Source organism: Vibrio sp. 10N.222.52.C12 (genome assembly GCF_041474215.1).
Taxonomy (GTDB): domain Bacteria; phylum Pseudomonadota; class Gammaproteobacteria; order Enterobacterales; family Vibrionaceae; genus Vibrio; species Vibrio crassostreae_C.
The window spans coordinates 1-15,423 of record NZ_JBFRTR010000155.1; the positions used below are offsets into that span (position 1 = coordinate 1).

Genomic DNA, 15,423 nt, shown 5'->3' on the forward strand with positions numbered 1-15,423 from the left:
ATCTAAAATCAGTAACGTTAGTGATTAACCAGTCGTTATGCTTCTTTCTTGGTCGAGTGTTTACCTAGCTCGATTTGCTGCTGGTCTTTCTTGTATAGGTTTTCGAAGCAGTAGTTTGTTGCTTCGATATAGCCTTCAACACTACCACAGTCAAAACGTTGGCCTTTAAATTTGTAAGCCAATACACAGCCTGCTTTTGCCTGTTTTAGCAATGCATCAGTGATCTGGATTTCGCCGCCTTTACCTGGTTCTGTCTGCTCGATTAATTCAAAGATATCTGGAGTCAGAATATAACGACCAATGATCGCTAGGTTGCTTGGTGCTGTACCTTGCTCTGGCTTCTCTACCATGTCATCAACTCGGAAAAGGTCATCTTTGATCATTTCGCCAGAGATAACACCGTACTTGTGAGTCTCTTCTTCTGGAACTTCTTGTACAGCAACAATAGAACAGCGGAACTGTTTGTATAGCGCAACCATCTGAGCTAGCACGCCTTGTTGCTCGTTCACACAAAGGTCATCAGCAAGTACTACTGCGAACGGTTCATCGCCTACAAGTTCGCGACCCGTTAAAATAGCATGGCCAAGGCCTTTCATCTCACGTTGACGAATGTAGGTGAAGTTTGCCGCTTCAATCGTTTCACGGATATTAACCAATAGGTCTTCTTTATTGGTGCCGCTAATCTGGTGCTCAAGCTCGTAGTTTTTATCAAAGTGATCCATGATCGAGTGCTTACCACGTCCAGTAACGATGCACATTCCATCCATACCAGCTTCGATAGCTTCCTCTACACCGTATTCAATCAGAGGTTTGTTTACTACAGGCATCATTTCTTTAGGCATTGACTTGGTTGCAGGTAAAAAACGTGTACCGTAGCCAGCTGCCGGGAAAAGGCACTTTTTGATCATGATAAGACCCTTTATCTATAATAATTATTGATTCAACCTGAGTGGTTGATATTTCTGAGGGCAACTCTAGCATAAGTTATGTAGAAAATTCAGCAACAATAGCCATGGTTTACTAGAGCTTCCCTCAAAATTATCGTCAGACTAAGAGGTGGGTCGATTATGCAAGCAGGTTCTGGTTTGCCCATGCTATCGCTTGAACTCTATTTTTTACCGCAAGCTTACGGAATATTTGATAGAGGTGAGATTTAACCGTGAACTCACTAATAAACAAGTCATCGGCGATTTGTGTGTTTGAAGACCCGGATTGAAGACAGCGAATCACCTGGATCTCACGAATGGTTAAATCAACATTGGTTGGTGTGGTGTTGGTATTGACCATATTGCGATAATAAAACAACAGTTGATTGGTTACCTTCCTTGGCAGCCAGTTATCGCCATCAATGACTTCTTGAAGACCACGAGCAATCTTGTCCTTTTGTTCAGTGTTGTAAAAGAGTCCTTTTAGTACCCCATAGGTAAGAAGCTCTGAGGTTGGAAGTTGCTGGGGGACATTGAATAAAATGATTTCGTGATTTTTCCACATAACAGTCAGGTTAGGACAAATAATCAGTAGTTGTGGTACCTCTCTGTAATCGACGAGCAAGATCCGGTTACTCTGCTTTCTATCAACTAGCATTAATTCGTCGGGTGTCATTTTGTAGAGAACAATAGATAAATGCTTTTCTATCTCTTTTACATGTAGATAGGTATCGTTTGGGTCGATGCACAGAAAGTGTAAAGTGCGAGCGTATCTTGATTTTCTCATTGAAACGTCCTGTTTGAGTGGGATTAGATTCCACGTTGTCATGCAGGCTTTAGCTTCTCTAGCGCCTTGATAGTGACTTGCGTTGAATATCAATTATCAAAGTAAATGAGTGGTTTGTAAGTGGAGAAAAAAGCAACATCGCTCTGAATATCATGATTTGTTACGTTTTTATTCTTTGTAGTGAGGAGAGAATAGGAATGCGATTTATCACTGTAGAAAAGCATGCTATTCTTGTGCGCTAAAATTTTCTGAGACTATGAATTTAGACGGAGCAAATCATGGCTAGCCGTGGAGTTAACAAAGTTATATTAGTGGGTAACCTAGGTAATGACCCTGAAATTCGTTACATGCCAAATGGCGGCGCAGTAGCGAACATTACCATTGCAACGTCAGAGTCATGGCGTGATAAAGCAACTGGCGAGCAGCGTGAAAAAACAGAATGGCACCGTGTTGCTCTGTTTGGCAAGCTTGCGGAAGTTGCTGGTGAGTACCTACGTAAAGGTTCTCAAGTTTACATTGAAGGTCAACTTCAAACACGTAAATGGCAAGATCAAAGCGGTCAAGATCGCTACACAACTGAAGTGGTTGTTCAAGGCTTCAATGGTGTAATGCAAATGCTTGGCGGCCGTGCTCAAGGTGGTGCTCCTGCTCAAGGTGGCATGGGTAACAACCAACAGCAAGGTGGTTGGGGTCAGCCACAGCAGCCACAACAACAGCAACAACAATACAGTGCTCCCGCTCAACAGCAGCCAAAAGCACCTCAACAAGCTCCTCAGCAGGCTCAACCTCAATATAATGAGCCGCCAATGGATTTTGATGATGACATCCCATTTTAAATTTCACCATAGAGTAAATTTGTAAGGTTTTTAGAAAAATATCCTTGTAAAATAATCAATTAAAGAAAGGCTTGCAAAAAATCATTGTGATTTCTGTAAGCTTTTTTTATAGTTGTTTTTTGGATATTTGTTACCACTAATTTTTGTAAGGTTTGGTTGTGTATGAAATATGAACTTAGACAATTTGTACATGAGTCAGGGGAGAGAATGGCTGTTTTGGTTGATACGGAAAACAGTCACCCTATGACTTACCCAACCCTTTACTCAACGGTTCATCATCGAAACAACGGGGATGCGTATAACACCATTAAAAGTAAGCTCAATGCCATCAAGCTATTGTTCGAGGTTTGTGATTATCTCAATATTGATTTGGAATTACGTTTTTCTCGTGGTGATTGGCTTAAGCGTGATGAGGTAGAGTTGATCGCTAGCTGGCTTAAGAAAAAAAAATCAGAGTTAGATGAAGCTGTAAAAATTAAAGCTTGTAGTAAGAAGAGTGACAACATCGCTGTATTGAAGCCACTGAAGAAGGAGAAGGTTCGTTATGGTGTCAAGATCGATGCTGCTGAAACAACGAGCACTAAGGGTTATAGCAATATTACTGAAGTGGCAAAATACATTAAGTGGCTAGCTGATAGCTTATTTGAATCGGATGAATCTGAACGGATGTATGATTGGTTGATAGCTAAGAGGGGGGGGAAACCCGCTAACAACCAAGAAAATAAGGCTGGGATAGGTGAGTTTCAATCGCTGGATGACGCCCAAGAAATCAAAGTTTTAGATACTGTTAGACCCTACTCTTCTACCAATCCATGGAAAGAAGAAGCTGTTAAATATCGGAACCAGTTAATTGTGAATTTACTTCTCCAGATTGGCTGTCGAAAAGGTGAGTCCCTTAATATAAAAACGACCGACCTTGTTCAAGGTGTTGCTGGAATGGAAGTAAATATCTGGCGTGATCCCGATAATAAGAATGACTCCCGATTAAACCAACCTCGTGTTAAAACACTGAGCCGCATTGTGGAAATCGAACCACAATTAGCTGATATGTTTGAGCAATATATTCTTAATTACAGAAGTACAGTTGTCGGTGCTAACACCTGTCCTTACTTATTTATCAGCCATCAAAATGGTGCCAAGAAAGCTGTGCCAATGTCGTTATCTGCTTTGAATAAAGTATTTGAAGATCTTAGTGATGCGGTTGGTTTTAAAGTCAAACCTCATGGCTTAAGGCATACATGGAATGACCGATTCTCAGAACTTGTTGAGGATGCGATTGAGGCTGGTGATATGACTTATGAAGAAGTTGAAGATATGAGATGTTGGTTGCAGGGGTGGAAAGATGGCTCTGACTCTTCAAAGGTTTATACAAGGCGCTTTAAATATAATAAAGCTATGAAGAAGGGGTTAGAGCTTCAAAAGACAAGGGTTAAATCACAAAATAATATTGTCGGAAACTATGACGAAGATATTCCTTGGTAAATGAATTTTTTAAAACCTACATTAGAAGAGGTAGCCATATGAAAAAAATTACGTTTCAAAATGGTCAGTTAACACAACTTAAAGAAGTCTCGAAAACAACGTCCTTTAATGGTTATCAATTTGATATTTATGATAAATATTGGAGGTTGAATCGTGAGGTCAAAGTGCGAGTCGAGGTTGCTTTAGCTGGTTATGATTCTAATGTGAGGGAAGAAATCAGGGAAGCGTTGGTTTATTTTGCTGAAAATAAGTCTGCAAGTTACACAGAAAAGATGTGTGAGCATTTAATTAGATACAGCAAGGTTACAAAACAATGTGTTTTCAATGAAATAGGTCTGTTGGCATTCAAGCAGGCATTTCCTGACAAAAATGATCATGATAAACCATCTACTCTTCGAGCATTTATCCGACAGTCAGATTTTTTGGGTTTCAACGTTATCGAGAAAGATACCTTGGCGTTAATAAACAAGTGGCGTTTTAAGGGGCGAGACAAAGGATTACCTGTCGCTTCATTTGATCCTATTGATGGGCCATTTTCTGACCTTGAACATGAAGCTATTATCGCAGGTTTAGATCATGCGTATGCTGAAGGTCGAGTCACAGATGAAGAATACTCAATCGTGCAGCTCTTTTCTGCATCAGGACGACGACCCATCCAAATAGCCTCTCTAAAGGTTAAGGACATAAGTACAGAAGAGTCACCACTTGGTGAGATGTACTATTACCTAAGTATCCCACGTGCGAAGCAGCGAGGGTTAGGCTTTCGTTCGTCCTTCAGAAAGGCTGCATTTATTGAGAGTATTGGACAAGTGCTCATGAAGCATAAGCAAAATGTCATCGCTGATGCTGAACGTCTTGTAGGGCGTTTCTTAACTGATGAAGAGAGGTTAGAGCTTCCACTTTTCCCTATGGGTTATGGTGAAACTAGGAGAATTGAACAGCTATTGAATTATCAATATCCTTTCTTTGAATATGAACACCTACCTCATATCCGTGATCTTGATGATGTCGATTTACTACCTGTTCTTCAAAATACCGACATGTTCCATTGCGCTTCGTCTTACTTAACAGCCGTCTTGAAGTTTACAATCGATAAGCTTGATATTACTTCCGAGCGCACAGGTAAAAAGCTTCATGTTAACGCATATCGCTTTAGGTATACGCTTGGTACAAGGGCTGCAAAAGAGCACTGCGGTTTAATAACAGTGGCAACACTTCTCGATCACTCAGATACGCAGCATGCGGATGTCTACATAAAAAACATTCCTGAATTTGCACAAAAAATCAGTGATGTAATGAGTCCTCAATTGGTTAAATATGCCAATGCTTTTAAGGGGAAAGTGGTTGAAAATGAGGCCGAAGCACAGTCTCAACACCCAGATGCTACGCGCATTCCTTGTCGAGAGGTTGGTGACGACATTGGTTCATGTGGTACTAATTCTATGTGTTTCGATAATGCCCCTGTAGCCTGCTATCTTTGCCCCAAATTCCGTCCGTGGCGTCATGCACCGCATTACTTGGTACTAAAGTGGCTTGTTAATGAGCGAGACCGAATTGCAGAGATAACCGATGACCTAACAGTGGCCGCAGTTAATGACCGCGCAATTTATGCCGTGATGCAAGTCATAATGGAGTGCAAGAAAAAGGAGCTAGAGAATGTCTGAATTAATCAAATTCAAACCAAAGCATGAGTTTGAACATAAATTGAATCTAGCTGACTTTATCGAATTGTGTGAGGCATACCCTCACTTACCTCCTGTGAAGAGTTCTCAAGACGAATATCACTATGACTCTGCATACTGGACTGGTGTTGTTAACTTTACCAAGTTGGGCGTAAACGCAAGAAAACGGGGCAAGGAATATGAACTAGATGACCCCATCATGCCTTTTGCCAAGGCATATTTCACCTACCAACAGAGTCATGCCCCAACAAAGCCAAAAAATGAATCAAAGGCGCTTCGTGTTATTGAACAGGCTTTGTTACAAGCACATGGCACTGTAGACATCACTCAATTAAAGCCTGCTACTTTGGATAACGCTGCACAACTCGCACGAGAAAATTACGCCCCTCAAGCTGCTTATCATTGCGGTGTCGAGCTTGAGGTTATGTGCCGCTTTCTTTGTGAGAACAAAATAGTCAAACAATTTACATGGAAAAATCCTGTTAAGAGAGGAGAGGATACGGTTGATAAGGTTGGAGATATAGGTAAAGAATATCGTGAGAAAAAACTGCCCAGTGATGATGCCTTGGAGGCAATTGCAGAGATCTTCTCTTTAGGTGAGGAAAGTCTTTCATCACGGGATATTTTCACTACATCTTGCATTGCTCTCTTGATGGCAGCGCCAGCTCGTGGTTCTGAACTATTTTACTTAAATGTTGACTGCATTGAAGTAGCTCAAGATGCGCAGGGAAAAGAGCAACTCGGTCTGCGTTGGTATTCTGGAAAGGGGTTTGGCTATGAAGTCGAATGGATACCCGACTGTATGTGGGATGTTGTCAAAGAAGCCGTGAAGCGATTGAAAAAGTTATCATCTGATGCGAGGTTATTCGCAAAATTAGTTGAAGAAAATGTCAACTTTCTTCCTTGCCCCGCTGATATTAATTTGAATCAGAAACTCACTAGAGAGCAGGTGAGTCTAGCTCTAGGGCTTGATGTGTCGAGCTTTACCGAAGAAGTAGAGGTAAAGGGAGGATTTATCGTTAAAACAGGACTTAAAACAAAAAAAGGTCAAACATTAAGTAACCAACTTTTGAGAAAGTACGGAATTGTACGCAAGCACTATGAAGTAACGATGGCAGAGTTGAATGAAATAGTGCGAAAAGACCTTGAAGCAGAGGGCTTTCCTTTCGTTCCATTCAAGACTGGTGAAGGGATAAAAATAAAATGGTCTGATGCGCTTTTTGCCCAGATGGCAAATGCGTTTCACTGCATTAAAGGTACGAGTGCAACTGAGTTGTGGATGCCAAGTATTGGAACGATAAATGAAGATTTAGCGACAACAAAGAAGAAAACAAAAGACGGTGATGGTTTGACGAATCAATTGTCTTTGTTTGAGCGTCATGACTATCAATCAATGAAGGTACTTAGTCATCAGCTACGTCATCTGTTAAATACGATGGCTAAGGTCGGTGGCATGTCGGACACACTCTTAACTCGTTGGTCTGGTCGCGCAGATCCTAAGCAAACTCGTGTCTATAACCATCAAAGCCCAGAGCAATTAAACGCTAAAGTCCGAGCAATCCAAAAGGCGGGCAATGATAATTCTGGTTTAGGTATTATCGAGTTTGTGGTTGCTACTCCTGAAACACTGCAAGAGATAAATGCCGATGCAAATATAACCGCACATACTACAGAGTTTGGTGTTTGTATTCATTCATATGTGCTTAATCCTTGCGAGAAGTATCGAGATTGTGTGAACTGTGAAGAGCAGATCTGTGAAAAGGGAAACGGCGAAAAACTGCAACGTTTGAAAGATAAGTTAGCGCATGAAGAAATGTTGTTAAGCGGAGATCAACAAGCAGTAGATAGTGGTTTGGTTAATGCTGAGGCATTTCTGAATAAGCGGCTTCTTACGATTGAACGCTGTAAAGGGCTTATAGAAAAATTGGAAGATGATTCTATTCCTGATGGTTCACTAATTAAGTTGGCGATAGACAAAGTTTCACGCCTTGATAAAGCGTTAGATATTAATGGTAAAGAGCGTTTGCCGAAACTTGAAGCTCCCAAAAAAGAAGTCTCATATTCGGGAACGGCAGAGCAGATGAGAACTAGACCAAAAGCTCTCGAAAGACTAAAAGCACTTGGAGGAGTGAAACGTGGCTAAGCATTTATCAGATAAAGACATCGCAGACATCGTTGAACTGATTGATAGCTGGCATTTTGATGTAAAGCTTACGTGGGGTAAGCTTTGTGAACAGATGCGATCTAGATTAAGGCTAGAGCATACAAGACAAACCATACAAGGTTATCATCGAATCAAAACAGCATTTAACGATAAAAAAATTCACTTGAAAGGTGGGGGTGGTAAAGCTCCAAAAACCCCAGCTTCGCTCTCTATTGGAGCGAATAAAATTGCAAGGCTAGAGGCTGAAAATACTCGTTTGAAACGAGAAAACAGTGAGTTGTTAAGTCAGTTTGTCACCTGGCAGTACAATGCATATGCTCATGGTGTATCAATACCTCAGTTAAATACCCCATTACCAGAGAAGAAAGATCGATATTCGTAATGATTACCTAGAGATGCAGAGAATCATTAGTTTTGCCTAAATGAGTTCTGGTAAAAAAACGGTCATTTTATTTACAAATCAGAACCTATCATGTTGGTTCTGATTTTGTTTGATTTGGTGTAAATAAACTCGTAAAGTTATCTATGTAAAAATAACCTACCTTTTCCTACGGTGTTTCGATGAAAATTGGATATGCAAGAGTTAGCACTGAAGACCAAAATGAAGACTCACAAATAGATGCTTTAGAGTCGGCAGGTTGCGAGCGAATCTACATCGAGAAATGTAGTGGTAAATCAAAGCAACGCCCTGAATTAGAACGTATGATTGATGTGCTACGAGAAGGCGACATTGTCGTTGTTCAGCGCTTAGATAGGCTAGGACGAAGCCTAAAAGATTTGATAGAACTACTTGATGGCTTTAAAGAACAAGGCATCAAGTTTATTAGCTTGAATGAAAGCATTGATACCACTACCGCTGTAGGTGAACTAGCATTTCATATGATAGGAGCTATCGCTCAATTTGAGCGCAGGCTTATATCTGAGCGCACCAAAGCTGGGTTGAAAGCAGCGAGAGCTAGAGGTCGTAAAGGTGGGCGTAAAGCTAAACTGACGGCTTCTGACATCAAGAAAGCACAAGCGATGTTACTTGATAATTCGGTGACAAAAACTGAAGTTGCAGAGCACTTTGGTGTTAGCCGACCAACTCTCAATAAAGCGCTAGATGGTGTTGAACCTCCTCAAGAACGCTCTTTATTTGAGTAAACGAATCGATATTCCTATGCGATAGCATAGGTCTAAAAGCTATACGGCACTGTGTAGCCTTATGAATAAGAAGAAAATACATGTTTGAAACTACTTTTAAAAACATCGATGACATCCTTCACAAAGATGCAGGTTGTTCTTCAGAGCTTGATTACACAGAGCAAACATCTTGGATGCTGTTTCTTAAGTACCTTGATGACTTAGAGCAAGACAAAAAGATCAATGCCGAGCTGATGTTTGAGGAGTACCAGTACATCATTGATGAAGAGTATCGTTGGTCTTCATGGGCAGCGCCTAAGGTTGATGGTGAGTTTGATTACGATAACGCTCTGATCGGTGACGATTTGATGGAGTTTGTCGATAACAAACTTTTCCGTTACCTAAAAGGCTTCAAGCAACGAGCTGAAAGCCCAGACACTATCGAATACAAGATCGGTGAGATCTTTGGTGAGATCAAAAATAAAATCCAAAGTGGTTACGCACTACGTGACTGCTTAGAGAAAGTCGATGAGCTTCGCTTCCGTTCTCAAGAAGAAAAGCACGAGCTATCGCACCTCTACGAAACCAAGATCAAGAACATGGGGAATGCAGGTCGCAACGGAGGTGAATACTACACACCTCGCCCATTAATCCGCGCCATGATTGATGTTGTTCAGCCTAAAATTGGTGAAACCATTTACGATGGCGCAGCAGGTTCGGCTGGCTTCTTATGTGAAGCATTTGATTATCTGAGCAAGAAAGAAGGTTTATCGACTCAAGATCTTGATACGCTACAAAATGATACTTTCTATGCCAAAGAGAAAAAATCGTTAGCTTACGTTATCGCAATCATGAACATGATCCTTCATGGTATTGAAGCGCCTAACGTCATTCATACCAACACGCTAGCCGAGAGTATCGCTGATATTCAAGATAGTGACCGTCATGATGTCATTTTAGCTAATCCACCGTTCGGTGGAAAAGAGCGAGCTGAGGTTCAACAGAATTTCACTATCAAAACGAGTGAAACTGCATTCTTGTTCTTGCAGCACTTCATCAAAAAACTAAGAGCTGGCGGTCGCGGTGCTGTCGTTATCAAAAATACTTTCTTATCGAATACAGACAATGCTGCCGTTGCTTTACGTAAAGAACTGTTGGAAAGCTGTAACCTACATACGGTATTGGATTGCCCAGCAGGTACTTTTATCGGAGCTGGAGTTAAAACCGTTGTCTTGTTCTTTGAAAAAGGCTCTGCGACACAAAATACATGGTTCTATGAGTTAAATCCTGGTCGTAAGATGGGGAAAACTAACCCTTTAAATGACAATGACTTAAAAGAGTTTGTTGAACTACAAAAGACGTTGACCAACTCAGAGAAGTCTTGGTCTGTTGACACTACAAGTCTCGATGCTAATTTCGATCTCAGCGTCAAAAATCCGAATGTCGAAGAAGAAACTCCACTTCGTGAACCAAATGAAATCATAGATGAAATCATTACCTTAGATAAACAGAGTGAAGCGATTTTGGCTAACCTTAGAGGACTACTTTAATGTGGGTTAGTCAAAGGTTGAGTGATATTACTTCTAAGATAGGGAGTGGCGCTACACCTAGAGGTGGCAAAGCTGCTTATAAAGAAGAAGGTATGTCACTGATTCGAAGTATGAATGTGCATGATCGACAATTTCGCTCTAAAGATCTTGCGTTAATAGATGATCAACAAGCTGAAAAGCTCAAAAATGTAGAGTTGTATTCTGGAGATGTACTTTTGAATATAACTGGTGCATCAGTTACTAGGTGTTGTGTTGTTCCCGATACATTTTTGCCTGCTAGGGTAAATCAACACGTATCCATTATACGAGTCGATAAAGATGTAATAGATCCTAAATTTCTCTGCTTGTTGTTAACTTCGAAGGTTTATAAAGATCGTCTGTTGGAAGTTGGTGGGGCTGGAGCAACAAGAGAAGCTATCACTAAGACACAATTACAAAACTTCGAGATAGCCTTTCCACGATCTCTTAGTGAGCAAAGAGAGCTTGTAGCTAACTTAGATACAATGTTTGTTGATATCGATAGAGCTAAGCAGAACGCAGAGCAAAACCTAAAAAATGCTCGCGAGTTGTTTGATAGCTATTTACAGAATGTGTTGAGCCAGAAAGGTGAAGGTTGGCAGGAAACAACTATTGGTGATGAAATAGATCTTTTAACAGGAAATGCTTTTAAAAGTAAAGATTATGTTTCAGATGCTGACTCAGTGAAGTTATTGCGTGGTGACAACATCATGCAAGGTTACTTCCGTTGGGATGGAGCGAAATTTTGGCCAAATAGCAGAGTTAATGAATTTGAAAAATTTTTACTTAAGGATGGTGACATTGTGTTAGCAATGGATCGAACCTGGGTAAAAGCAGGAATGAAATTCGCTCAAATCACTGCTAATGAGCTTCCGTGTTTACTTTTACAACGGGTCGCCAGATTACGATGCAAGCAAGAGATGAATAAAGATTTTTTGTATTTCCTTATGGGAAGCAAGCTGTTTGAATCCTATGTTCTTTCCATACAGACAGGTTTAGGAGTTCCTCATATAAGTGGTAAGCAAATTCAGTCCTTTACTTTCAACAAACCAAGCTTGGAAGATCAAGGGGTGATAGCTGATAAACTCAAAATTTTGTCAACAGAGATAGATAAGCTTAAATCTATTTATGCTCAGAAAGTTGAAAATCTCAATGAACTTAAACAATCAATTTTACAAAAAGCATTCAGTGGCGAGTTATAACGCCTAGATTAGGAAAAGGATAACCATGACCTCACAAAGAACCGAAGCCGATACTCGTGCCGATTTGATTGATCCTATGTTAATCAAGTGCGGTTGGGGTAGCACAGAGCATAGCTATATTCGTCGTGAGGTCATCTGTCCTGGGCGTATCATGAACGGTGGTAAACGTGGCACTAAAGTCTCGTCAGATTACGTTCTAGAATACAAAGGTAAAAAGTTAGGTGTCGTTGAGGCAAAAAAAGAGTCTTTGTCTTACTCCGAAGGTGTGCGACAAGCTATCGACTATGCGACTCGTCTTCAATGTAGGATTGCTTACGCTACCAATGGTCATGAGATCTATGAGATAGACATGATCACAGGGGATCAGAAGCTTGTTGATAGATACCTTAGCCCAGATGAATTATGGGCATTAACCTTTACTGATTTTGGCTGTGCGGCTGAATGGCGACAACGCTTTGCTGATGTGCCTTTTGAAACAAAGGGTGGTAGTTGGACGGCTCGTTACTACCAAGAAAACGCTATCAACAATGCGTTAGAGGCGATTGCGAAAGGTGATGATCGAATTCTGTTAACTTTGGCAACGGGAACGGGTAAAACTTTCATTGCATTCCAACTTGCCTGGAAACTATTTTACTCTCGCTGGTCAAAAGCATCTCAAAGCGATATTTCAAAAGCGACTCGCCGCCCACGCATCCTATTCCTTGCCGACCGTAACATCCTTGCCGACCAAGCTTTCAACTCATTTTCGCCCTTCTCTGAAGACGCGATCATTCGAATAGAACCAAAAGAAGTAAAAAAGGCAGGTCGAGTCCCGAAGAATGGTTCTATCTTTTTTACTATCTTCCAAACGTTTATGTCAGGCAAAGATGAAAACGGGGAAGATGCACCATACTTTGGTGAGTACCCAGCAGACTTCTTTGATTTCATCATGATTGACGAATGTCACCGAGGTGGTGCAAAAGACGAAAGTTCGTGGCGTGGTGTTCTAGAATATTTTGATTCTGCCGTTCAACTAGGTTTAACGGCAACACCAAAGCGCAAAGACAACACGGATACTTACAAATACTTCGGTGAACCTGTTTATAGTTATACCTTGAAAGAAGGCATTAATGATGGCTTCTTAACACCTTTTAAAGTGTTGCCTATCGTTGGCACTATGGATGAATACATCTATACCCAAGGTGATGGTGTCATCATTGATGGAGAGCCAGAAGAAGGTCGCGTATACAAAGAAGGTGACTTCAACCGCATAATTACCATCCCTGCTCGTGAGAAAAAACGTGTGCATTATTGGATGGATAAGTTTAATCCTAAAGAGAAAACCATCGTGTTCTGTGCTACTCAAGAACACGCTGGCCTGGTGCGTGACTTCATCAATGAATATGCAGTACATAAAGGTTGGACAAGTAATCCATCTTATTGTGTTCGAGTTACCGCAGATGATGGTAAAGCAGGAGAAACTGATCTTAAGGTCTTCCAAGATAATGAAAAGACAATTCCCACAATTTTAACGACCTCACGCAAGCTATCGACAGGGGTTGATGCCCGAAATGTTCGTAACATTGTTCTGATGCGTGAATGTAAAAACATGATTGAGTTTAAGCAGATCGTTGGGCGAGGAACTCGTGTTTTTGATGGTAAGGACTATTTCACTATCTATGATTTTGTAAAAGCCTATTATAACTTTGCTGACCCAGAATGGGATGGCGAACCGTTGGAACCTGAAGAGCCAAAACCTCGTGGTGGAGGCAAGCTATGTGATAAATGTGGGCAGCAGCCTTGTGCCTGTGAGGCAACTGAACCTAAGCCATGTAAAGAGTGCGGTGCGTTACCATGTATTTGCGAGAAGAAAAAGAAAGTAAAGATTAAGCTTAGCGATGGTAAAGAACGCTCTATCAAGCACATCAGCTCAGTAATGTACTGGCATGGGGATAAACCAATAACAGCTCATGAGTTCATGCAGCTAATGTTTGATGACCTGCCTAAATTTTTTGAAAACGAAGATAAGCTACGTGAGATTTGGTCAGATGCGACTACGCGAGAACAGTTACTATTGAACTTAGCTGAGCATGGGTATGATGCTGAAAAGCTTGGTGCGATGAAAGAGTTAATAGATGCAGAAAACAGTGATGTTTACGATGTGCTTGCTTATGTCGCGTATGCGGCTGAAACCAAATCTCGTGCTACTCGTGTAGCAGACGCTAGAACGACTATTGACACTGCATTCACCGATAATAATCAGCAAGATTTTATCCACTTCATTTTAGGTAAGTATGTTGAAGATGGAGAAGGTGAACTTCTTCCTAAGAAGATGCCAAGTCTACTGACATTGAAGTACAAGACACCGAAAGACGCAGTGGATTTATTTGGTTCTCCCGCAGTGATTAGAGAGACTTTTTTAGGTTTTCAGAAGCACTTGTATCAATAAGTACATTGTTCTAGTGAGGGCAAAGTGGCAAGTTCTTTAGTGGTATTACAAAAAAGTCTAATTGACCTTATTGACTATAAAGCTGGGGTTGAATGTGGACAGACTGCGTTGCTTTATGCTTCGACATATGTTAGTCAGTTAAATGATCATATCAGTGGTGTGAGTTGCCTTTCAAATATAGAAATAGAACACAAAGTTGATTACTTGGCGGGATGCTTAACACTGACTTTAGATATGCCAATGCAGGATTTGGAAGTTTTAAGAGCGCGTCCTTGTAACAGTGGTAATTTTAGTAATGCTCAAGAGTTATCATATATTAAAGAAACGACAGATTCTTTTCCGAGTTATGGGCGACTAAATCAAACAGGGCAGGCTATTTTCTATGGAGCTATTGCTATAAAGCAAGATGATACGGCGTTGAGGGTCGTATTGTCTGAGGCTGGAGCAAAGACCTTAGACAGTTTTAATGTGCTCAGATCCCATCAAAAACTTGATAGTGATTTGAACTTGAGAATGATTGGGGTGTGGGATCACGTTAGGCGAAATGAACGACCTTACTATCTAAACGAAGAAAACTTTGAGTATTATACAAAGACCAAAAAATATATGGAGTCAAAGTTTTCTTCTGATCTTCTCAAAGCTTATGAGCTTACAGACCGTTTTTTTGCTGATATTTTATCGCGGCAAGGATCAAAAGAACTATATCAAGTAACGTCTGCGATTAGCGCTGTTTTTCTTAATGGAACCCATAGCGATGGAGTGCTCTATTCATCTGTTGCCGCAAAGGGAGAACCAGTGGTAGCGATAAAGCCTCAGGCGATAGATTCCAAGTTTGAGCATCAATTTGTGTCTGAAGTTAAAGTTGAGCAATGCTTTGGCTATGAATTTTATCAATACAAAACGCTAGGATTAACTTCCAGCATAGACCCTTACTCGAATAGACTCATGTGGGAGTAATATAGATTAGATTCACAGAATCAGCCTAGATAGATACGGGAACGAATCTGGTTAATGTATTGTTGATGGATGCTATTAATGTCAACTTTCTCTGTAGAACTGGTGTAGAGTTTACATTTAACTTTACAATTTTTCGGTTTTTTAATGCAACAGATTGTATTTGAAAGAGATTTTATCATTTTGCTGGTTTTGTGGTAAATAGTTCCATTTTGATCCCTGTTTTTAATATATTATAAAGACAGTATTAAATTGGAAAAAGCCGCGTTCAT

Annotated in this window: 12 protein-coding genes; 10 read left to right on the forward strand and 2 right to left on the reverse strand. The window is 40.7% G+C overall.

Annotation, left to right across the window (positions count from 1 at the left end):
• Positions 1–35: 35 nt before the first annotated feature.
• Both galU and AB4623_RS22075 read right to left on the reverse strand, forming a co-directional pair.
• Entirely contained in the window at positions 36–908 is an 873-nt protein-coding gene (galU, locus tag AB4623_RS22070; protein ID WP_017061340.1) for a UTP--glucose-1-phosphate uridylyltransferase GalU, read from the reverse strand.
• A gap of 157 nt (positions 909–1,065) precedes the next feature.
• Positions 1,066–1,713 carry a LuxR C-terminal-related transcriptional regulator gene (locus tag AB4623_RS22075; protein ID WP_029235590.1) on the reverse strand — a complete coding sequence of 216 codons (648 nt, stop codon included), beginning with the start codon at positions 1,711–1,713 and terminating at the stop codon, positions 1,066–1,068.
• A 278-nt stretch (positions 1,714–1,991) separates the two neighbouring features.
• Between AB4623_RS22075 and AB4623_RS22080 the strand changes: the two genes are divergently transcribed.
• From AB4623_RS22080 to AB4623_RS22125, 10 genes are all read left to right on the forward strand, one after another.
• Positions 1,992–2,549: a single-stranded DNA-binding protein gene (locus AB4623_RS22080; protein WP_017061342.1), complete on the forward strand. Its 558-nt coding sequence runs from the start codon at positions 1,992–1,994 to the stop codon at positions 2,547–2,549.
• A 162-nt stretch (positions 2,550–2,711) separates the two neighbouring features.
• Positions 2,712–4,031 carry a site-specific integrase gene (locus AB4623_RS22085; RefSeq protein ID WP_372147376.1) on the forward strand — a complete coding sequence of 440 codons (1,320 nt, stop codon included), beginning with the start codon at positions 2,712–2,714 and terminating at the stop codon, positions 4,029–4,031.
• A gap of 38 nt (positions 4,032–4,069) precedes the next feature.
• Positions 4,070–5,695 (forward strand): site-specific integrase, encoded by a 1,626-nt coding sequence (locus AB4623_RS22090; protein ID WP_372147377.1) that lies wholly within the window; start codon positions 4,070–4,072, stop codon positions 5,693–5,695.
• Positions 5,688–7,856 (forward strand): hypothetical protein, encoded by a 2,169-nt coding sequence (locus AB4623_RS22095; RefSeq protein ID WP_372147378.1) that lies wholly within the window; start codon positions 5,688–5,690, stop codon positions 7,854–7,856. The genes AB4623_RS22090 and AB4623_RS22095 overlap by 8 nt, the downstream gene beginning before the upstream one ends.
• Positions 7,849–8,259: a hypothetical protein gene (locus tag AB4623_RS22100; protein ID WP_372147379.1), complete on the forward strand. Its 411-nt coding sequence runs from the start codon at positions 7,849–7,851 to the stop codon at positions 8,257–8,259. The genes AB4623_RS22095 and AB4623_RS22100 overlap by 8 nt, the downstream gene beginning before the upstream one ends.
• A 179-nt stretch (positions 8,260–8,438) precedes the next feature.
• Positions 8,439–9,020: a recombinase family protein gene (locus AB4623_RS22105; RefSeq protein WP_372147380.1), complete on the forward strand. Its 582-nt coding sequence runs from the start codon at positions 8,439–8,441 to the stop codon at positions 9,018–9,020.
• 80 nt (positions 9,021–9,100) lie between these two features.
• Complete coding sequence (locus AB4623_RS22110) at positions 9,101–10,549, forward strand: N-6 DNA methylase (RefSeq protein ID WP_372147381.1); 1,449 nt, start codon at positions 9,101–9,103, stop codon at positions 10,547–10,549.
• Positions 10,549–11,769: a restriction endonuclease subunit S gene (locus AB4623_RS22115; protein WP_372147382.1), complete on the forward strand. Its 1,221-nt coding sequence runs from the start codon at positions 10,549–10,551 to the stop codon at positions 11,767–11,769. Before AB4623_RS22110 ends, AB4623_RS22115 begins: the two co-directional genes overlap by 1 nt.
• A gap of 25 nt (positions 11,770–11,794) precedes the next feature.
• Positions 11,795–14,197, forward strand: coding sequence for an EcoAI/FtnUII family type I restriction enzme subunit R (gene hsdR, locus AB4623_RS22120; RefSeq protein WP_372147383.1), 2,403 nt, complete (start codon positions 11,795–11,797; stop codon positions 14,195–14,197).
• Between the two features lie 24 nt (positions 14,198–14,221).
• On the forward strand, positions 14,222–15,154 hold the full coding sequence (locus AB4623_RS22125) for a hypothetical protein (RefSeq protein ID WP_372147384.1): 933 nt from the start codon (positions 14,222–14,224) through the stop codon (positions 15,152–15,154).
• The last annotated feature ends 269 nt before the right edge of the window (positions 15,155–15,423 follow it).